Raw genomic sequence first — 19,380 nt, 5'->3', positions numbered from 1 at the left:
TGCCATTACAGGAAGACTGATGAGCATTGTGACCAAAGCCCTGAACCTGGTGCCGATGGTGGTCGAACAGACCAGCCGCGGCGAGCGTGCGTATGACATCTACTCGCGTCTGCTGAAGGAGCGTCTGATCTTCCTGGTCGGTCCGATCGACGACCACATGGCCAACGTCATCGTGGCCCAGCTGCTGTTCCTGGAAGCCGATAACCCCGAGAAAGACATCAGCATCTACATCAATTCGCCAGGCGGCGTGGTCACCGCCGGCATGGCCATCTACGACACCATGCAGTACATCAAGCCGGACGTGAGCACCATCTGCGTCGGCCAGGCGGCCTCGATGGGCGCGTTGTTGCTGGCATCGGGTGCGGCCGGCAAGCGCTATGCGCTGCCCAATTCGCGCGTGATGATCCACCAGCCGCTGGGCGGCTTCCAGGGCCAGGCCACCGATATCGATATCCATGCGCGCGAGATCCTGACCTTGCGTTCGCGCTTGAACGAGATCCTGGCCAAGCACACCGGGCAATCCCTGGAAACGATCGCGCGCGACACCGAGCGCGACAACTTCAAGAGTGCGGTCGATGCGCAAGCCTACGGTCTGGTCGATCAGGTGCTGGAACGTCGTCCGGAAGAGTCGATCCAGCCATCTTGATCGCCAGATTGCTGAAATTGCAGGAAAAACCGGCAGGGTCGGGCTGGGCGGATGTCCTCCCGACCCTGTGCTATTCTCGAAATCGAACCCCCGTGCATCGGGTGGGGTAACTGGGTAACAGAAGCATGAGCGAAGACCGCCAAGGTCGTTCCGGCGACAGCAACAAGATTCTCTACTGCTCGTTTTGCGGTAAGAGTCAGCACGAAGTCCGTAAGCTGATTGCCGGTCCCAGCGTATTCATCTGCGATGAGTGCGTTGAGTTGTGCAACGACATCATCCGCGAGGAACTCGAGGAGAAGGCGCAGTCGGCCCGCTCCAGTCTGCCCAAGCCGCGCGAGATTCTCGAGGTGCTGGATCAATACGTGATCGGGCAGTTGCGCGCCAAGCGGACGCTCGCCGTGGCGGTGTACAACCACTACAAGCGTATCGAGAGTCGCAGCAAGAACGATGACGTCGAGCTGGCGAAATCCAACATCCTGCTGGTCGGCCCGACCGGCTCGGGCAAGACGCTGCTGGCCGAAACGCTGGCACGCCTGCTCAACGTGCCGTTCACGATCGCCGATGCCACCACCCTGACCGAGGCAGGTTATGTCGGCGAGGATGTGGAAAACATCATCCAGAAGCTGCTGCAGAAGTGCGATTACGATGTCGAAAAAGCGCAGCAGGGCATCGTCTACATCGATGAGATCGACAAGATCTCGCGCAAGAGCGAGAACCCGTCGATCACCCGCGATGTGTCCGGCGAAGGCGTGCAGCAGGCGCTGCTGAAGCTTATCGAAGGCACGGTGGCCTCGGTACCGCCGCAGGGCGGGCGCAAGCATCCGCAGCAGGAATTCCTGCAGGTGGACACCAAGAACATCCTGTTCATCTGCGGCGGCGCCTTCGCCGGCCTGGACAAGGTGATTCAGCAGCGTTCCAACGATGCCGGCGGCATCGGCTTCGGTGCCAAGGTCAAGAGCAGCGAGCGCAAGCAGGAAGTCGGCAAGATCCTGGCCGAGGTCGAGCCGGAGGACCTGATCAAGTTCGGCCTGATCCCCGAGTTCGTCGGCCGTCTGCCGGTGGTCGCCACGCTCGAGGAACTGGACGAGCCGGCGCTGATCAAGATCCTGACCGAGCCCAAGAACGCCATCACCAAGCAGTTCAAGAAGCTGTTCGACATGGAAGGCGTGGAACTGGAGTTCCGTCCCGACGCCCTGTCTGCAATCGCCAAGAAGGCGCTCAAGCGCAAGACCGGCGCGCGTGGTTTGCGCACCATCGTCGAATCGGTGCTGCTGGACACGATGTACGAGCTTCCCTCGCAGGAAAACGTCAGCAAGGTGGTGGTCGATGAGTCGGTGATCGAGCACAAATCCGAGCCGTATCTGATCTACCAGGCGCAACCGGCTCCGGCCAAGGCCGCCTCCGGCGATTGAGGCCCCGATGCCGCTGCGCCGGGCCACGGCCTCGCTCGCGGATAAAGGGTTTCCAAACGCTACTTGCAACACTTCGCCGATGGCCCCATAACGGGGCCATCGGCTTTTTTTATGCCGCAAACCCCCATTCCTGCGGAGCGCCCCATGGCCCAGTCCCAACCAGAAGTTCTCGATCTGCCGGTGTTGCCGCTGCGCGACGTGGTGGTGTTTCCGCATATGGTGATTCCGCTGTTCGTCGGCCGTGACAAGTCGATGCGCGCGCTGGAAAAAGCCATGGAAGCGGACAAGCGCATCCTGCTGGTCGCGCAGAAGTCGGCCGAAACCGACGACCCGACCGCCAGCGACCTCTATACAGTCGGCACGCTCGCGCAGGTGCTGCAATTGCTCAAGTTGCCCGACGGCACCATCAAGGTGCTGGTCGAAGGTCTGTCGCGGGTCACCGTCGACAAGGTTGTCGAGCTGGATGGCGCGCTGCAGGGACATGGCATCGAGATCGAAGCCAGCGACGCGCGCGAGCCACGCGAAGTGGAGGCCATCGCGCGTTCGCTGATGTCGCTGTTTGAGCAGTACGTCAAGACCAACCGCAAGCTGCCGCCGGAGTTGCTGCAGACCCTGGCCGGCATCGACGAGCCGGGCCGTCTGGCCGACACCATCGCCGCGCACATCGGCGTGCGCCTGGCCGACAAGCAGCGCCTGCTGGAAATCACCGAGATCGGCGAGCGGCTGGAGCTGCTGGTCGGGCTGGTGGACGGCGAGATCGATGTGCAGCAGCTGGAAAAGCGCATCCGCGGCCGCGTCAAGTCGCAGATGGAAAAGAGCCAGCGCGAGTACTACCTCAACGAGCAGATGAAGGCGATCCAGAAGGAGTTGGGCGATCTGGACGATGCACCGGGCGAGCTGGAAGAACTGGCGCGCAAGATCGCCGAGGCGGGTATGCCCAAGCCGGTCGAGACCAAGGCCAAGGCCGAGCTCAACAAGCTCAAGCAGATGTCGCCGATGTCCGCCGAGGCGGCCGTGGTGCGCAATTATCTGGACTGGCTGCTGGGCGTGCCGTGGAAAAAGCGCACCAAGGTCCGCAAGGATCTGAAGGCCGCAGAGGACACGCTGGATGCAGATCACTACGGCCTGGACAAGGTCAAGGAGCGCATCCTCGAGTACCTGGCCGTACAGTCGCGCGTGAAGCAGATGAAGGGGCCGATCCTGTGCCTGGTCGGGCCGCCGGGCGTGGGCAAGACCTCGCTCGGCCAGTCGATCGCCAAGGCGACCAACCGCAAGTTCGTGCGCATGAGCCTGGGCGGTATCCGCGACGAGGCCGAGATTCGCGGCCATCGCCGCACCTATGTCGGTTCGATGCCGGGCCGCCTGGTGCAGAACCTCAACAAGGTCGGCAGCAAGAACCCGCTGTTCCTGCTCGACGAGATCGACAAGATGTCGATGGACTTCCGTGGCGACCCGTCGTCGGCGCTGCTGGAAGTGCTCGATCCGGAGCAGAACAACTCCTTCAACGACCACTACCTGGAAGTGGACCTGGACCTGTCGGAGGTGATGTTCGTCGCCACCTCCAACTCGCTCAATATTCCCGGTCCGTTGCTGGACCGCATGGAAGTCATCCGCATCCCCGGCTACACCGAGGATGAGAAGCTCAACATCGCCATGCGTTACCTGGTGCCCAAGCAGATCAAGGCCAACGGCCTGAAGCCGGAAGAGATCGAGATCGGCAGCGATGCGATCCAGGACATCGTGCGGTACTACACGCGCGAATCGGGCGTGCGCAACCTGGAGCGCGAAGTCGCCAAGATCTGCCGCAAGGTGGTCAAGGAAATCGCGCTTGCCGGCCCGCAGCCGGATGCCACGAAGGTGGTCGCCAAGAAGGGCAAGCCCAAGGCGCTGGTCGCGGTCAACGCGAAGAACCTCGACAAGTATCTGGGCGTGCGTCGCTTCGATTTCGGCCGTGCCGAAGAAGAAAACGAAATCGGCCTGGTCACCGGCCTGGCCTGGACCGAAGTCGGCGGCGAGCTGCTGCAGGTCGAGTCCACGCTGGTGCCGGGCAAGGGCAACCTGATCTTGACCGGTCAGCTCGGCAACGTCATGAAGGAATCGGCATCGGCCGCCTTGTCGGTGGTGCGTTCGCGCGCCGAGCGACTCGGCATCGATGTGGATTTCCTGCAGAAGCAGGACGTGCACGTGCACGTGCCCGATGGCGCGACACCGAAGGATGGCCCGAGCGCCGGTATCGCGATGGTGACCTCGCTGGTGTCGGTGTTGACCAAGGTGCCGATTCGCGCCGACGTGGCGATGACCGGCGAGATCACCTTGCGTGGTCGCGTGTCGGCGATCGGCGGCCTGAAGGAGAAGTTGCTGGCAGCGCTGCGTGGTGGCATTCGCACCGTGCTGATCCCCGATGAGAACCGTAAGGATCTGGCCGACATCCCGGCCAACGTCACGCGCGATCTGAAGATCGTGCCAGTCAAGTGGATCGACGAAGTGCTGGATCTCGCATTGGAACGACCACTGGCGCCGAAAAAGGCGGGCAAGGAAAAGGCCCGTAAGACTGCGTCGCGGGTTGCGGTCCGCGGCAAGTCGCGTACTACTCCGGGCACCCGCGTCAAGCACTGAAACCGCTTGTCTAAACCCAGGCAAAACAAGCCAAAACCCGCGCCGTTATTGGGTTTTGGCTTGCGTGCTGTTGGGGGCGCTGGTATAAATGCACGACTCGTGGGCGCGGCAAATTGTGATGCGTCATGCGATACCACTTGTGTCGGGTTCTTCGCTAACGGCAAGAGCGCCGATTGTCGATTCCGCGGCATCTGCCGCAAAGGGAGTTTCAAGAATGAATAAAACCGAATTGATCGATGGCGTTGCCGCTGCCGCTGACATCTCCAAGGCTGAGGCCGGCCGTGCTGTTGACGCGGTTGTGAGCGAAATCACCAAGGCGCTGAAGAAGGGCGATGCCGTCACCCTCGTTGGCTTTGGCACCTTCCAGGTCCGCGCGCGCGCTGAGCGTACCGGCCGCAATCCGAAGACCGGCGACAGCATCAAGATCGCTGCTTCGAAGAATCCTGCATTCAAGGCTGGCAAAGCCCTGAAGGATGCAGTAAACTAATCGACTCGCTAGGGTGCTTAGCTCAGCGGTAGAGCGTCTCCCTTACACGGAGAGGGTCGGGGGTTCGAAACCCTCAGCACCCACCATTAAGCACCAGGCACATGTTTCAAGCGCGGAGCGGTAGTTCAGCTGGTTAGAATGCTGGCCTGTCACGCCGGAGGTCGCGGGTTCGAGTCCCGTCCGCTCCGCCAGTTATACCGAAGCCCCTGAGCGATTGGGGGCTTCGTTTTCTCCACCGCATTCGCAGTGCGGAAATGGTGGGGAAGCAGCAGTCCAAGTTTAAAGCGGAGCGGTAGTTCAGCTGGTTAGAATGCTGGCCTGTCACGCCGGAGGTCGCGGGTTCGAGTCCCGTCCGCTCCGCCAGTTGTACACAGCCCTCGGCTCCGTGCCGGGGGCTTTTTTTTGGCCGCTATGGTGGCAATTGTGCGGCGAAAGCCATGCCGAACCCGATGCGGTGCGGGATTGGGCTGGGTGCCCGGCGTCAGGCGCGTTACACTGCGCGGCTCGCCCACAGGCCGTGATTTGCCAATGCTGCAGAAACTTCGCGACAAGACGTCAGGCTGGATCGCTACCGCCATCCTGGGGTTGCTGATGATTCCGTTCCTGTTCGTCATCGACAACAGCTACCTCGGCGGCATTGGCGCCAATAACGTGGCCAAGGTGCAGGCGCCACCGACGTGGTGGAAATCGGCACCGTCGTGGTGGCCGGTGTCGCTGCTGTGGCAGCACCATGAAATCAGCACGCAGGATTTCCGCGCCCGCTTCGAGCAGGCGCGCATGCAGGAACGGCAGCGCCAGGGCGAGAATTTCGATCCGCGCACGTTCGAATCCCGCGAAAACAAATTGCAGGTGCTCGACCAGTTGGTCGACGAGCAGGTCGTGCGTCTGGGTGCCGAAGATGCCGGCATCGTGATCGGCGATGCGACGGTGCGCGACTACATCGCCGGCATTCAGGCGTTCCAGGTCGACGGCAAATTCAGTCCCGACCAGTATCGCGCTGCACTTGCGCAAGGCACGCCGCCGCGCACGCCGGCGCAGTTCGATGCGCTGGTGCGCGACAGCTTGCAGCAGTCGGTGATTCCGCAGGCAATTGCCGAGTCGGGCTTTGCGACCAAGGCCGAGTTCGAGCGCTTGCTCAAGCTGATGGGCGAAACGCGCGATGTGGAGCTGGCAATGCTGCCGCCACCGGCCGCCGATACCGCGCCGGTCAGCGATGCGCAGATCAAGCAGTGGTACGACGGGCATACCCAGGATTTCCGTCAACCGGAGACGGTGACGATCGAGTATGTCGAGCTCGATGCCGCCAAGTTACCGCCAGCAACCGCCGCTGACGAGGCGACGCTGCGCAAGCGCTACGACGAAGAGAAGGCGCGTTTTGTCGAGCCGGATCAGCGTCTGGCGTCGCACATCCTGATCAGCGCCGGTAGCGATCCTGCCGCGCAGAAAGCCGCCGAGGAAAAAGCGGCCAAGCTGGCTGCGGAGGCCAAGCAGCCGGGCGCCGATTTCGCCGCGTTGGCCAAGGCCAATTCGCAAGATCCCGGTTCCAAGGGCGCCGGTGGCGATCTTGGGTGGGTCGAGAAGGGCACGATGGTCAAGCCGTTCGAAGACGCCTTGTTCGCGATGAAGGCAGGCGAGGTGGTCGGCCCGATCAAGAGCGAGTTCGGCTACCACGTGATCCAGCTGCGCGAGGTCAAGGGCGGCCAGGGCAAGTCGTTCGAGCAGGTGCGCGATCAGCTTGCCGCCGAGCAGCTCAAGGCCGATGCCGATAAGGCGTTTACGGATGTGAGCGGCAAGCTGGTGGACCAGGTCTACAAGAATCCCACCGCACTGGAGCCGGCAGCCAAGCAGGTCGGCCTGCCGGTGCAGACGCTGGGCCCGTTCTCGCGCGCCGATGCCAGCGGGATCGCGGCCAATCCGGCGGTGCTGCGTTCGGCATTCTCCGAAACGCTGGTGCAGGACGGCACGGTGAGCGATCCGATCACCATCGCGCCGAACCACAGTGTGGTGCTGCGCGTGACCAATCACACCGCTGAAGCGGCCCTGCCGTTGGACAAGGTGCGCGAGAAGGTGATCGTCGCGGTCCGCGCGGACCGCACCGAGAAGGCCGCCGCGGCGGCTGCCGACGCATTGCTGGCACGTGTGCAGAAAGGCGAGACCCTGCAGGCGCTGGCCGCCAGCGGGAAATTGCAGGTGCAGCCGATCCCGGGCTTGCCGCGTACCGCGCCGATTCCGACACCGGCGGCAAACCGCGCCATCTTCAGCACGCCGCGCCCGACCGAAGGCAAGCCGTCGGTGGGCAAGGTGGAGCTGGATGGCGGGCGCTTTGCGGTGTTCGTCATCAGCAAGGCGATTCCGGGCGATCTGAAGCAGATGCCGGCCGAGCAGCAGACCATGCTGCGCGAGCAGTTGAGCCAGATCGACGGCAACAACGCCGCGCAGGCGTACGTCAAGGAAATGCGCAAGCGCTACAAGATCCAGATCGAAGAAGCGCAGCTGTAACAGCTGCTGTTCGACTGCTGGAGAAAGAGCCCGGGTAACCGGGCTTTTTCGTTGGCCGATGCCGTGGGCGGGTGCCAGCGTCTCGTGCAAAGTATCCGAACGTCCCGGCTGCTAGCGCGGCGCGTCTGCGGTCGCGTGGGCCAGGCGCTGCGGATGCCTGCGGCAGCCGATCTGACGTCGTGCGCATCCGCTCTTTTCGCATCCGGCCTTCTGCGCAGCGCGCCATTGCGCAGCATCGGGCAAAGGACGGCGCCGCTGCAGGGGCGGCGGGCCGGAACACGGCCTGGGCAGGTGGCTTACGTCAGGGCGTGTCGTCGAACGACAACACCATGCCGGGCTTCAGCACGGCGCGCCTGTCCAGGCCATTGCTGGCCAGCAGTGTCGTGACCGTGACGCCGTAGCGGCGTGCGATGGCCCACGCGGATTCGCCGTTGCGCACCGTATGTGTCGTGCGCGCCTGTGACTTGGATGCCTTCGTCGCCGCGGCGGCAACGAGCGTGGGAGCGGCCACTTCGACGTCGGCGATGCCGCCCGTCTCGGCGGAGGCGGCCACGCTGCCTGTTGCACCTGGCTGCGCGGGCGCGATCGGGGCGAGTACGTGCACGCCGCGTGGTGCGGCGCGCGCGCTAGCCAGCGCCGGATTCAGCCGGGCCAGCAGTTGCGGCTCGATGGCGCGCTGTCCTGCAAAGGCGTTGAGGCTGGTGCCGACCGGCAACGCATGTTCGGTGAGTACCGATACAGGGCGATCGAGCGAGGTCAGCAAGTTGCCTTGCTGCTGCGCGTGGTCGAGCACGCAGGCGAGCGCGTGTAGCTTTTCCACGTACTCATAGGTGACCTTGGACATGCCGGGCAGTTCGGATGGGCGAGCGTTCTGCGCGTTCATGCCTGCACTGCGCATGGCCTGCAGCACCCGATACTCCCCAGCGTTGTAGGCCATCAGGGCCAGGCGCCAATCGCCTCCGAACATGCCGTACAACGTCTTCAGATAACGCACCGCCGCCGTCGTGGAATCCACTGCCGAGAGGCGGCCGTCGTATTGCGCGCCAACCGGCACATGGTGGTTGCGGGCAGTGGTTGCGATGAACTGCCAGAGGCCGGCGGGGCCGCTGCCATTGCGGGCTCCTGGGCGATAGCCGCTTTCGACAAATGGAATCAGCGCAAATTCGGTCGGCATGTCGGCTTCGCGCAATTCATCGACCACGTAGCCGAACAGCGGCAACACATCCTGTGCGTCGTCCGCCAGGCGAGCCGGCGCGCGCGAGAAATGTTGTTCCCAGCGTGTATCGCTGTGTTCGCTGTCGCAGCCGGGGTCGGCGCGACCGTCCAGAAACAACGAAAAGATCTCCCGACCATTGCGCACCTGGGGTGCGGCGGTCTGGGTGATCGAACTTTCTGCGGGTTTGTAGCGGCTTGCGTCGTTGGACGATGCGGCTGCGGGTGCAATGACCACTGACGCGGTCAGCACTGCCAGAAGCAGGCGCCTCATGCGCGGAATTCGTCTTTCCAGCGCCGAAGTTCGGCGAAAACGTCAACCTCAGAGGAAAGTGCGCCGGTTGCTCGCGAGGCCACGGCGGCGCGGACTGCGGGACTGCTGGTGCGTAAAAACGGATTGGTGGCCAGTTCACTCTTGAGCGAAATCGGCAGGGTAGGACGGGCTGCATGACGCATGGCCTGGGCTTCCTGTTGACGGCGCTGCAAGGCAGCGTTGGTGGGATCGACGTGCAGCGCAAAGGCCGCGTTGGCCAGGGTGTATTCGTGGCCGCAACACACAAGCGTTTCGCCAGGCAGGGAAGCCAGGCGCTGCAACGAGTCGAACATCTGAGGAGCGGTACCTTCGAACATCCGCCCACAGCCTAGGCTGAACAGGGTATCACCGCTGAACAGATGGTGGTCGGTGACAAAGGCGATGTGACTGCGGGTATGGCCGGGCACCTCCAGTACCTCGAAGCCGCTGCCAAGCAGGCTCAAGCGCTCACCCTGGCCCACTTGGCGGGCGTCTGCGGGGATGCGCTCGTCGGCCGGACCGTACAGCGCAAGGTCCGGCCAACGCTGCTGCAGCGCTGCCACGCCGCCAATGTGGTCGGCATGGTGGTGGGTCAGCAGGACGGCACTGGGGCTGAAGCCTTCGCGATCTGCAGCGGCGAACACCGGCTCGGCCTGACCGGGATCGACGATGACTGCACGGCCGCCGCTGGCGACCAGCGCCCAGATGTAGTTGTCGTCGAATGCGGGCAGGGCGGTCAGTCGCATAGAATTGGGACCATGCCTGCCACGCCATTCTCCCGTCAAGCTGGCGTCTCATCCTGGTTTGAAACGGGTGCGGGGCGCAGCCTGCTCCTGCTGGAGCGCAAATTGGCACTTGCTGCGTTGCAGACACGTCCGTCGCAGCCCTGGTTGTGGCTGACGCCAACGCCCGAGCTGCCGCCGCGCGAGCTCCTGCAGGGGCGTGGGCTGCGGTTGTGTCGCAGCGCCGGCCGCTTTGCGGGCGACGCGCGCTGCGCCCTGCCGTTTCCGTTGTCGACCGAAAGCCTGCAGGCCATCGTGGTGCAGCACGCGGTGGTGGGCGGCGCGGCGGAATTTCTGGCCGAATGCGAGCGGCTGCTGATGCCCGGCGGCCGGCTATGGCTGTTCACGCTCAATCCGCTGAGCCCGTATCGTTTCCGCTGGGCGCGGCGTGGCCCGGTGGCGTTGCGGCCGGATCGCTGGCGGCTGCTGGCGCAGCGTGCAGGGCTGCAATGCGTGGAGACCGAACGCTATCTGGGGCCGGTCTGGCGCACCGGGCGTGCCGCCACCGGCACCGATCGCACCCCCTGGCGCGCGGTGTATCTGCTCGAAGTGGAAAAGCGCGCCGCCGCTTCGATCGGGCCGACCCCGATCGCGATGCCCTCGCGCTGGCCGCAGCCCGTGGCCACGATCTGATGACCGACCACTTTTCCACATACCAGAAGCTGATGAAATCCATTGAAGTACATACCGACGGCTCCTGCCTCGGCAATCCCGGGCCGGGCGGTTGGGCGGCCCTGTTGCGTTACAACGGCCGCGAAAAGGAATTGTCCGGCGGCGAAGCCACATCCACCAACAACCGCATGGAATTGATGGCGGCGATCATGGCGCTGGAAACGCTCACCGAGCCATGCCAGATCGTGCTGCATACCGACTCGCAATACGTGCGCCAGGGCATTACCGAGTGGATGTCCGGCTGGGTGCGTCGCGGTTGGAAAACCGCCGGCGGCGATCCGGTCAAGAACCGTGAACTGTGGGAGCGGCTGCATGCGGCCACGCAACGCCACAGCATCGATTGGCGTTGGGTGAAAGGCCACAATGGCGACCCGGACAACGAGCGTGTCGACGTGCTCGCCCGCAATCAGGCCATCGCCCAGCGCGCTGGCAGCGCAACCGCATAAGCAATCAGCAAGAGGATTCATGCGTCAGATCATTCTCGATACCGAAACCACCGGCCTGGAATGGCGCAAGGGCAACCGCGTCGTCGAAATCGGTGCGGTGGAGCTGCTGGAGCGGCGCCCGAGCGGCAACAACTTCCATCGCTACCTGAAGCCCGATTGCGATTTCGAACCGGGTGCGCAGGAAGTGACCGGATTGACCCTGGAGTTCTTGGCCGACAAGCCGCTGTTTGCCGATGTGGTCGAGGAGTTCCTGGCCTACATCGACGGCGCGGAGCTGATCATCCACAACGCCGCATTCGATCTGGGATTCCTAGACAACGAGCTGTCGCTGCTGGGCGACAACTACGGCCGCATCGTCGAGCGCGCCACCGTGGTGGATACCCTGATGATGGCGCGCGAGCGCTACCCGGGGCAGCGCAACTCGCTGGATGCCTTGTGCAAGCGCCTGGGCGTGGACAACTCGCATCGCCAGTTGCATGGCGCCTTGCTCGATGCGCAGATCCTGGCCGATGTGTATATCGCGCTGACCTCGGGCCAGGAAGAGATCGGCTTTGCCAGCGCCGATACCGGCCAGCGCAGCGAGCATGGCGAGGGCATGATCACCTTCGATCCGGCGCTGCTGTTGCCGCGCGCACGGGTGGTGGTAACCGCGTCGGAGTCACAGGCGCACGAGGCGCGCCTGGCGTACCTACGCAAGAAGGCCGGGCGCGCGTTGTGGGATGCGCCGGTCGAAGAGGTGGCTGCTGCCGGGTAGTGCGGCTTTCGGCAACTGGTGTCCGGCTGTCGCGCGGCGCGGCGTGGCGATGTGTGGGAGTGCAGTGCGCCGCTGAAGCCTGGCGGTTCTGGGCGCGAGCAGCGCGCACAGGATGACTGCCATGCAGATTCGATGTCCGCGCTTGGCGCGGCTAACAGCTCCTTCAATCCGGTCTATTGCGGAGCGGGATGATCTTGCTCTTCGCCGCAGGCCGGTGATCTGCGGCCTGGCTGCGGGATCCTTGCCCGCTTACCCTCGCAGGACACGCCGCAAGTGCGTGCGTGTAGGCTCTTACGCGGCATCCATGCCGCGTAAGGTCCCGCGACGGTGGGCGGGCAAGGACCAGTCGAGTGCACTCACCGCCCGCCGGCGCTCGCTACGCGTCGATTGGCTGCTTTCAGTAGCTGCGCACCAATATCGCGGTGATGTTGTCCGAGCCGCCGCCATCGAGTGCGGCGGCGACCAGGCATTCGACACATTCCTGCGCGCTGCAGTCGGCCTGCGACAGGGTCGCGGCGATCGCGGTATCGTCGACCTCCTCGGTGAGGCCGTCGCTGCACAGCAGTAGCTGCATGCCGGATTTGAGCTCGCCCTGCATGGTGGCGACATTGAGGTGGACCGGATCGGTGACGCCCAGCGCCTGGGTCACCACGTTGCGATGCGGATGCGCACGCGCCTGCTCGCTGGTCAGCGTGCCCTGGGCGATGAGTTCCTGCACGTAGCTATGGTCCTGGCTCAGCTGCGCCAGCCGCCCGTCGCGCCACAGGTAGGCGCGGCTGTCGCCGACCCAGGCCACTTCGAAGCGCTGGCCCAGCACGCGCGCAGCGACGACGGTGGTGCCCATCGGCAGGGTGTCGTTGCAGCGGCGCGAGGTCTTGATGATCTCTTCGTCGGCGATGCGTACCGCCTGGGCCAGCGGGGTGCCTGCGCGCACCTCGCGCACGATGGTTTCGCGCGCCAGGGCGCTGGCCACTTCGCCGCAGGCGTGCCCGCCCATGCCATCGGCCACCAGCCACAGCCCCAGCTCGCTGTCGCCGTAGTACGTGTCCTCATTGAGGTCACGGCGCAGACCGACATGGGTAAGGTGTCCGAATTCGAGCATGGGGGCGGGTCGCCAAGGAAGGAAGTGCGTGACCATCATCGCGGCGCGGCCGGCCCGCAGCAACACGCCGATCGCCGATGCCGCAGGGCGGGTTCACGCCCGGACCTGCGGTCGTGCCGGCGATGCCGGCCCGGGCCGCTTGTGGCTTGGCGCCGGTGCCCGTATGATGCACGGCCCCGGGACACCGGGGACCATCTGGAGAGGTGGCAGAGCGGTTGAATGTACCTGACTCGAAATCAGGCAGGCGTTTATAGCGCCTCGGGGGTTCGAATCCCCCCCTCTCCGCCAGATTCGCATCAGCCCCCGCAAGGGGGCTTTTGTTTATGTGTCGCCACCGCCCGCTGGTGCGCTGGTTACAATCCGCCCCTTATCCATTGGAGACCTGTCATGTCCGAGATCCTGGTGCCCGTATCCTTTGGTGAGCTGCTCGACAAGATCGCGATCCTGCAGATCAAGTCCGAGCGCATGAGCGACCCCGTTAAGCTGGCCAACGTGCGCAGCGAACTGTCCGCGCTGGAGACCAGCTGGATGGCGCATCCGGCCGCCGGCCACGACATCGTGCGTCTGCGTGCTGTGCTCAAGGCCGTCAACGAACGGCTATGGGTGATCGAGGACGACATCCGGCTGAAGGAACAGGCGAAGACCTTCGACGACAGCTTCGTGCAGCTGGCGCGCAGCGTCTATATCGAAAACGACGAGCGCGCGCGCATCAAGAAAGAGATCAATCTGGCGCTGGGTTCGTCGTACGTGGAAGAGAAGTCGTATCAGGACTATCGCGCTACCGGCGTCTGAGAGTCGCTGACTGCAGGTCTGCGTAACTGAGTGGGGGATCGGTGTGTGAGCGGCGCATCCTGGTGTGTCGCCCGACTTTGAATCAGCTGGCGCTGCGGTGGTTGGCTACCGCGCGCGTGAGTCGGCGGTGTTTCGCTCTTGTTTCCTGGCTGTTCTGGGCACTGCGCCATGGCGCAGCACGCAGCTGCGCAGCGGTTGAATGCCTGTTCTAGCGACTATCCCTCACCAATACTTAGTGTGGATGATCGCTGCGATAACGCTCGAATGCGGCAATCGCATCGTCCACGGTGATCAGCGCCATCACCTGGTCGAACTCGATCTTGGCGCCCCATTTCAGCTGGTCGGCGGGTTTGCGCAGGTATTTACGGGCGGCCGCGTCGTAACGGTCCACACAGTAGCGCACGTCCGAATACGGGCCGCTGCGCAGCGGATTGCTGGCCGCGTGCAGGCCGAGCACCTTGGTGCCCATCGCGTTGGCGATGTGCATCGGTCCGGAATCGGGGGTGACCACCAGATCGGCGCGGGCGAGCAGAGCGGGGAGTTGCTTGAGCGTGTCCTTGCCGACAAGATCCAGCACCGGCGCGCGCGCGGCCGCGACGATGGCATCGGCGGTGCTGCGTTCCAGCTCGCTGCGGCCACCGCACAGCACGATCCGCCAGCCTTGAGCCGCGGCATGGTCGGCCAGCGCGGCATGGCGGTCGGGATACCAGTTGCGGCGTGCGTGACTGGAACATGGCGAGATCATCAGCACCGGGCGGCCGTCGTCGTCCCATTGTGCGCGTGCCCAGCGATGGGACTCGTCGGGGACCGGCAAGTCCCAGTGCACCTGGGTCTGGGTCAGGCCGAGCGGCTGCGCAAAGCTGCCGATGGCGTCGAGCACGTGGATGCCGGGGCGGTCGGCGATGCGCTCGTTGACGAACAGGCCGTGCAGGTCCTTGGAGCGGCTGCGGTCATAGCCGATCCGCCGCCGCGCCGGCACGAATGCCGACAGCACGTTCGCGCGCAAGGCCACCTGCATCTGCAGCAGCGCATCGAAGCGACCCAATGGCACCAATGACTGGCGCAGCGCGCGCATGCCGGCCACGCCGGTGCGCTTGTCGTAGGCGTGGAACTGCACGCCGGGCAGGCCGTCGAGCAGTTTCAGTCCGGCCTTGTCGATGATCCAATGCAGCGGGCTTTCCGGAAACCCCGCCTGCAGGGTGCGCACCAGCGGCACCACATGGGTGACGTCACCCAGGGCGGACAGGCGCAGCAGGCATAACGAAGCGGGCGTAGAAGCCATGGTGTTGTTAGACTCGATGGATGGTTTCTTTCGACGCCACCGAAGCGCTGACGCCGTACCGCGAAGGCCGCGGCTATGGCGCCATTCTGTTCGACCGCGAACGGCTGCGGCAAGCCGATGCGGCGCTGTTTTCGCCGCAGCGCTGGGGCGACAGGGCACGGCCGGTCGACGAAGGCGGGCGTGGCGGGGCGTGGTTGGTGGATGCGCCGTTCGGTCGTAGCGTGTTGCGGCAGTACCTGCGCGGCGGCATGGCCGCGCGCGTGAGTCGCGATCACTATCTGTGGAAAGGGGCTGGGCGCACGCGCAGCTTTGCCGAGTTCCGGCTGATGCGCGAACTGCTCAAGCGCAAGTTGCCGGTGCCGCGTCCGTTGGCGGCCTGTTACTTGCGCGAGGGGCTGAGCTATCGCGCTGCGTTGTTGATGGAACGCCTGGAGAACGTGCGCTCGCTCGCCGATCATGCGCAGGTCGCCGGGCGCGGTGCGCCGTGGGAAGAAACCGGGCGGCTGATCGCGCGTTTTCATCGCGCCGGCCTGGATCATGCCGATCTCAATGCGCACAACATCCTGTTCGATGCCGGCGGGCATGGCTGGTTGATCGATTTCGACCGCGGCGTGTTGCGCATTCCGGCCACGCGCTGGCGCGAACGCAATCTCAAGCGCCTGCACCGCTCGCTGCTGAAGTTGCGCGGCAACCGCAGCCGCGAAGAGGTCGACAAGGATTACGAACGCCTGCACCGCGCTTACGAACTGGCCTGGGGCCGGGGCTACTGATGAACTGGGCGTTGCGTGTGCAAGGGGTCGGCAATGCGTCGGCGGTGGCGCTCGGTTCGCCGATGGCCACCATCGAGCGCGCCGGCGCGCCGTGGCTGACCATCGATTGCGGCAGCGAAGGCTTGACTGCCTACCAGGCCCAGTACGGTCATCTGCCGCAGGCGGTCTTCATCACCCATGTGCATCTGGACCATGTGGGCGGGCTCGAGCGGCTGTTCGTGGGCAGCTATTTCTCAGAACGCCGCGGGCGCACGCGCCTGTACGTGCCGGCGCCGGTGGTGCCGTTGCTGCAGCGGCGAATCGCCGACTACCCCAATGTGCTGGCCGAAGGCGGCGCAAACTTCTGGGACGCGTTCCAGCTGGTGCCGGTCGGCGACGCGTTCTGGCACGACGGTGTGCGGCTGGAAGTGTTCCCGGCGCGCCACCATTGGCCGGAGACCGCCTACGGGCTGCGACTGAAGGGGGCGCTGGTCTGGAGTGGCGATACCCGGCCGATCCCTGAAGTGCTGGCCCGCTACGCCGATGCCAGCGAGCTCATCGCGCATGACTGCGGCGTTCACGGCAACCCGTCGCATACTGGGGTGGACGATTTGGAGCGGGAATATCCGCAGGACCTGTTGAGCCGCATGCTGCTGTACCACTACGCCAGCGACGCCGACGGCGACGTGCTCCGCGCACGCGGCCATCGCGTGGCCGTGCCCGGTCAACATCTGCCGTTGGCCGAGCCGACAGCCGCCATGGTGCCCTGATGGGCGCCTTGCTGTCGCCGAATCTGGCGGCCGCGCCGATGCAGGACCGCTATGGCCGGCCACTGCGCGATCTGCGCCTGTCGGTCATCGAAGCCTGCAACTTCCGCTGCGGTTACTGCATGCCGGCCGATCGTATCCCTGACGATTACGGATTCGATGCGCAGCAGCGCCTGAGTTTCGATCAGCTGGAAACGTTGGTGCGGGCCTTCGTCTCGGTCGGCGTCACCAAGGTGCGCCTGACCGGTGGCGAGCCGCTGTTGCGTCGCGATCTGCCCAGCCTGATTGCGCGCCTGACCCTAATCGAAGGCATCGAGGATCTGGCGCTGACCACCAACGGCACCTTGCTCGCGCGTCAGGCGGTGGCGCTGCGCCAGGCCGGGCTGCGCCGGATCACCGTGAGCATGGATGCACTGGATCCGGAGCTGTTCAGACGCATGAGCGGCGACCGCGGCGAGATCGCGCAGGTGCTGGCCGGCATCGCCGCCGCCGAACAGGCCGGCTTCCAGCACCTGAAGATCAACTGCGTGGTGCAGCGGGGCGTCAACGAGGATCAGGTGCTGCCCCTGGTAGAGCACTTCCGTGGCACCGGCCACGTGCTGCGCTTCATCGAATTCATGGATGTGGGCAGCTGCAATGGCTGGACGGCCGATGCGGTGGTGACCTCCGCGCAGCTGCACGAGCGTATCCACGCGCGCTGGCCATTGATGCCGCTGGATGCCAATTACACCGGCGAAGTGGCCCAGCGGCATGCATTTGCCGATGGAGCGGGCGAGCTGGGTTTTGTCAGTTCGGTCAGCATGCCGTTCTGCGGCGATTGTCAGCGCGCACGCGTGTCGGCCGACGGGCAGTTGTACACCTGCCTGTTCGCCAGCCAGGGCCACGACCTCAAGCCAGCCTTGGCCGAAGGCGAGCATGGATTGTCCGGGCATCTGCGTGCGCGCTGGAGCGTGCGTGGCGACCGCTACAGCGAGGTGCGCGCATCGACGCCGCGCCGTGGCAAGCCGGTGGAAATGTTCTTGATTGGCGGGTAAGGCACTGCTGTTCCATCCAGGCACGCCGTTCACCGAGAATGCCGCATCCTGAGCGTCTGTCATCGTGTCCTTTCCCATGCCTGCAAAATCCCGTTCCGCACGCCTGACCCACCTGGACGATTCCGGACTGCCCACCATGGTGGATGTCTCGGACAAAGCGGTCACCGCGCGCAGCGCCACCGCCCAAAGCCGGGTGCGTTTTCCGGCCGCTGTAGCCGCCCAGTTGCGCGCCAATGGGCTGCGCAGCGCCAAGGGCGGCATCGTGGAGACCGCAGTGATCGCCGGCACCATGGCGGTCAAGCGCACGCACGAGTTGATTCCGTTCTGCCATCCGTTGCCGATCGATGCCTGCCGCTTTGAAATCGACTGGGCGGGCGAACAGATGCTGGACATCAGTTGCACGGTGCGCTGCGTGCATCGCACCGGTGTGGAAATGGAGGCGCTCACCGGCGCCAGCGTGGCGGCCTTGACGGTCTACGACATGTGCAAGGCGTTGTCGCACAGCATGAGCATCGGCCCGACCAGGTTGGTGTCAAAGCACGGTGGCAGGCGCGATATCGGCGCAAAACAATGAGCACGACCGTGACGGTGCTGTATTTCGCCAGTTTGCGTGAGGCGGCAGGCATTGCCAGCGAGCAGGTGCAATCGCAGGCGCAGGACCTGCGCGCGCTGTACGCCGAACTCGATACGCGCCACGGCCTGCGCTGGACGCCGGCGCAGCTGCGCGTGGCGGTGGATGGCGCGTTCGCGCGCTGGGAGGATGGAGTACGCGATGGCAGTGAAATCGTGTTTGTTCCGCCGGTATCGGGAGGTTGAGCGTGCGCGAACAGACCACTGCCCTGTTTGCGCTTTCGGATGTGCCATTGTCCGTCGACAGCTTGCGTGCGGCGCTGGAGCACCCGCATGCCGGTGCGTTTGCCAGTTTCGAAGGCTGGGTACGCAATCACAACGAAGGCCGCAGCGTGGCCGGGCTGCGCTACGAAGCCTACGCCGCACTTGCACAGGCCGAAGGCCAGCGTGTGCTCGATGAGGCGATGAGTCGGTTCGCCATCGTCAACGCCTACTGCGTGCACCGCGTAGGCGAGCTGCGTATCGGCGACATGGCGGTGTGGGTCGGTGTCAGCGCAGCGCATCGCGGCGCCGCATTCGATGCCTGTCGTTTCATCATCGACGAGGTCAAGGCGCGGGTGCCGATCTGGAAGCACGAGCATTACCTGGACGGCGATGCGGGCTGGCTGCATCCCGCATCGCAGACGCAGTAGCGCTGCTCGCGGAGCGTGCGATGCGTGAATTCAAGAGATCAAGGTGGTGTCTCTGCCGGTTGACCGCGCTGAAGAAGGCCTGACGCTGCGCGCCTGTTCAGGCCGTGCGCAGCCTTTGCAATGACCGGTCAGCTTTGAGCGTGGCGCAAAGCGCCACGTCTGATTGGCGGTTGCGCACCGCCTGCGTTGCGCACCGAGTGCGCGCGGCATCTGTCGATACGCCATCAGTCTGCGGGTGAGGGTGGTGCCCCCGCCGGTTGACCTCGGCGCCCGCATCAATCGATACCGTTGCTGCCTTCCGGCCCTGGCGGGATTTTCGATCTAGCGTCGCGAGGGACCGACGGGGCCACCATAAGACGTGGGTCACTGGCGTGACCCTGAATCCATGCAATCGCATTGCAGGATCATGAAACTGGCGGAGAGAGGGGGATTCGAACCCCCGAAGCGCGGTTTAGACGCTTACACACTTTCCAGGCGTGCTCCTTCAACCACTCGGACACCTCTCCGTACCTGCCGTGCGACCGGGTCGTCGGCAGGAGCGGGATTCTAGCCGCCGCGGGCGCCATTAACAAGG

General features: G+C 64.6%; 19 protein-coding genes, 5 tRNA genes and 1 other RNA gene. 19 read left to right on the top strand and 6 right to left on the bottom strand.

What is annotated here, in order from left to right:
• Window positions 1–19 precede the first annotated feature (19 nt).
• The 8 genes from clpP to FHT08_RS08735 all read left to right on the top strand — a co-directional run bounded on the left by clpP (window position 20) and on the right by FHT08_RS08735 (window position 7,660).
• Window positions 20–646: an ATP-dependent Clp endopeptidase proteolytic subunit ClpP gene (gene clpP, locus FHT08_RS08770; RefSeq protein ID WP_002806026.1), complete on the top strand. Its 627-nt coding sequence runs from the start codon at window positions 20–22 to the stop codon at window positions 644–646.
• Window positions 647–771: 125 nt separating this feature from the next.
• Window positions 772–2,058 (top strand): ATP-dependent Clp protease ATP-binding subunit ClpX, encoded by a 1,287-nt coding sequence (gene clpX, locus FHT08_RS08765; protein WP_003483788.1) that lies wholly within the window; start codon window positions 772–774, stop codon window positions 2,056–2,058.
• A gap of 144 nt (window positions 2,059–2,202) precedes the next feature.
• Window positions 2,203–4,674, top strand: coding sequence for an endopeptidase La (lon, locus tag FHT08_RS08760; protein ID WP_166774901.1), 2,472 nt, complete (start codon window positions 2,203–2,205; stop codon window positions 4,672–4,674).
• 214 nt (window positions 4,675–4,888) lie between these two features.
• On the top strand, window positions 4,889–5,161 hold the full coding sequence (locus FHT08_RS08755) for an HU family DNA-binding protein (protein WP_024938423.1): 273 nt from the start codon (window positions 4,889–4,891) through the stop codon (window positions 5,159–5,161).
• 11 nt (window positions 5,162–5,172) lie between these two features.
• Window positions 5,173–5,247 (top strand) — tRNA-Val (locus tag FHT08_RS08750).
• 28 nt (window positions 5,248–5,275) lie between these two features.
• Window positions 5,276–5,352, top strand: a tRNA-Asp gene (locus tag FHT08_RS08745).
• 95 nt (window positions 5,353–5,447) lie between these two features.
• Window positions 5,448–5,524 (top strand) — tRNA-Asp (locus FHT08_RS08740).
• A gap of 165 nt (window positions 5,525–5,689) precedes the next feature.
• Window positions 5,690–7,660 (top strand): peptidyl-prolyl cis-trans isomerase, encoded by a 1,971-nt coding sequence (locus tag FHT08_RS08735; RefSeq protein ID WP_166774900.1) that lies wholly within the window; start codon window positions 5,690–5,692, stop codon window positions 7,658–7,660.
• A 301-nt stretch (window positions 7,661–7,961) separates the two neighbouring features.
• Here the strand turns inward: FHT08_RS08735 and FHT08_RS08730 are convergent, their stop codons facing one another.
• Together FHT08_RS08730 and gloB are read right to left on the bottom strand one after the other, a co-directional pair.
• Complete coding sequence (locus tag FHT08_RS08730; RefSeq protein ID WP_166774899.1) at window positions 7,962–9,146, bottom strand: lytic transglycosylase domain-containing protein; 1,185 nt, start codon at window positions 9,144–9,146, stop codon at window positions 7,962–7,964.
• A complete protein-coding gene (gene gloB, locus FHT08_RS08725) occupies window positions 9,143–9,910 on the bottom strand; it encodes a hydroxyacylglutathione hydrolase (RefSeq protein WP_166774898.1) in 768 nt (255 codons plus the stop codon). The genes FHT08_RS08730 and gloB overlap by 4 nt, the downstream gene beginning before the upstream one ends.
• Before the next feature lie 12 nt (window positions 9,911–9,922).
• Here gloB and FHT08_RS08720 point away from each other — a divergent pair, with 12 nt between their 5' ends.
• From FHT08_RS08720 to dnaQ, 3 genes are read left to right on the top strand one after another with little or no spacing between them, the layout of a single operon-like run.
• Complete coding sequence (locus tag FHT08_RS08720; protein WP_104538370.1) at window positions 9,923–10,579, top strand: hypothetical protein; 657 nt, start codon at window positions 9,923–9,925, stop codon at window positions 10,577–10,579.
• A gap of 32 nt (window positions 10,580–10,611) precedes the next feature.
• A complete protein-coding gene (gene rnhA, locus FHT08_RS08715; RefSeq protein ID WP_104538831.1) occupies window positions 10,612–11,064 on the top strand; it encodes a ribonuclease HI in 453 nt (150 codons plus the stop codon).
• Window positions 11,065–11,083: 19 nt separating this feature from the next.
• Window positions 11,084–11,818: a DNA polymerase III subunit epsilon gene (gene dnaQ / locus FHT08_RS08710; RefSeq protein ID WP_024938429.1), complete on the top strand. Its 735-nt coding sequence runs from the start codon at window positions 11,084–11,086 to the stop codon at window positions 11,816–11,818.
• A 397-nt stretch (window positions 11,819–12,215) separates the two neighbouring features.
• Here dnaQ and FHT08_RS08705 read toward each other — a convergent pair whose 3' ends face one another.
• Window positions 12,216–12,920, bottom strand: coding sequence for a PP2C family serine/threonine-protein phosphatase (locus FHT08_RS08705; protein WP_039810440.1), 705 nt, complete (start codon window positions 12,918–12,920; stop codon window positions 12,216–12,218).
• A 197-nt stretch (window positions 12,921–13,117) separates the two neighbouring features.
• On the opposite strand from FHT08_RS08705, the gene FHT08_RS08700 reads away from it, so the two are divergent.
• Together FHT08_RS08700 and FHT08_RS08695 are read left to right on the top strand one after the other, a co-directional pair.
• Window positions 13,118–13,208, top strand: a tRNA-Ser gene (locus FHT08_RS08700).
• A gap of 99 nt (window positions 13,209–13,307) precedes the next feature.
• On the top strand, window positions 13,308–13,712 hold the full coding sequence (locus tag FHT08_RS08695; protein ID WP_104538369.1) for a DUF6165 family protein: 405 nt from the start codon (window positions 13,308–13,310) through the stop codon (window positions 13,710–13,712).
• Window positions 13,713–13,944: 232 nt separating this feature from the next.
• Here the strand turns inward: FHT08_RS08695 and FHT08_RS08690 are convergent, their stop codons facing one another.
• The gene (locus tag FHT08_RS08690; RefSeq protein WP_166774897.1) at window positions 13,945–14,994 is read right to left on the bottom strand and encodes a glycosyltransferase family 9 protein; all 1,050 of its coding nucleotides are present in this window, start codon (window positions 14,992–14,994) and stop codon (window positions 13,945–13,947) included.
• Between the two features lie 20 nt (window positions 14,995–15,014).
• Here FHT08_RS08690 and FHT08_RS08685 point away from each other — a divergent pair, with 20 nt between their 5' ends.
• The 6 genes from FHT08_RS08685 (at window position 15,015) to FHT08_RS08660 (ending at window position 18,806) form a co-directional block, all read left to right on the top strand.
• Window positions 15,015–15,764 carry a 3-deoxy-D-manno-octulosonic acid kinase gene (locus tag FHT08_RS08685; RefSeq protein WP_104604378.1) on the top strand — a complete coding sequence of 250 codons (750 nt, stop codon included), beginning with the start codon at window positions 15,015–15,017 and terminating at the stop codon, window positions 15,762–15,764.
• Entirely contained in the window at window positions 15,764–16,513 is a 750-nt protein-coding gene (locus FHT08_RS08680) for an MBL fold metallo-hydrolase (protein ID WP_104604380.1), read from the top strand. The genes FHT08_RS08685 and FHT08_RS08680 overlap by 1 nt, the downstream gene beginning before the upstream one ends.
• Window positions 16,513–17,544: a GTP 3',8-cyclase MoaA gene (gene moaA, locus FHT08_RS08675; protein WP_166774896.1), complete on the top strand. Its 1,032-nt coding sequence runs from the start codon at window positions 16,513–16,515 to the stop codon at window positions 17,542–17,544. The genes FHT08_RS08680 and moaA overlap by 1 nt, the downstream gene beginning before the upstream one ends.
• 76 nt (window positions 17,545–17,620) lie before the next feature.
• Window positions 17,621–18,118, top strand: coding sequence for a cyclic pyranopterin monophosphate synthase MoaC (moaC, locus tag FHT08_RS08670; protein WP_166774895.1), 498 nt, complete (start codon window positions 17,621–17,623; stop codon window positions 18,116–18,118).
• Entirely contained in the window at window positions 18,115–18,360 is a 246-nt protein-coding gene (locus tag FHT08_RS08665; protein WP_166774894.1) for a MoaD/ThiS family protein, read from the top strand. Before moaC ends, FHT08_RS08665 begins: the two co-directional genes overlap by 4 nt.
• Window positions 18,357–18,806 (top strand): molybdenum cofactor biosynthesis protein MoaE, encoded by a 450-nt coding sequence (locus tag FHT08_RS08660; protein ID WP_166774893.1) that lies wholly within the window; start codon window positions 18,357–18,359, stop codon window positions 18,804–18,806. Before FHT08_RS08665 ends, FHT08_RS08660 begins: the two co-directional genes overlap by 4 nt.
• A gap of 247 nt (window positions 18,807–19,053) precedes the next feature.
• Here the strand turns inward: FHT08_RS08660 and ffs are convergent.
• Together ffs and FHT08_RS08650 are read right to left on the bottom strand one after the other, a co-directional pair.
• Window positions 19,054–19,150, bottom strand: an RNA gene (gene ffs, locus FHT08_RS08655) — signal recognition particle sRNA small type.
• Window positions 19,151–19,219: 69 nt separating this feature from the next.
• Window positions 19,220–19,312: transfer RNA gene (locus tag FHT08_RS08650), tRNA-Ser, on the bottom strand.
• Between the last annotated feature and the right edge of the window lie 68 nt (window positions 19,313–19,380).

This window comes from Xanthomonas sp. CFBP 8151 (assembly GCF_011761885.1).
In the GTDB taxonomy this organism is placed as follows: domain Bacteria; phylum Pseudomonadota; class Gammaproteobacteria; order Xanthomonadales; family Xanthomonadaceae; genus Xanthomonas; species Xanthomonas arboricola_B.
The sequence above is the reverse complement of the archived record's forward strand: the minus strand, read 5'-3'. Positions and strand labels throughout refer to the sequence as shown.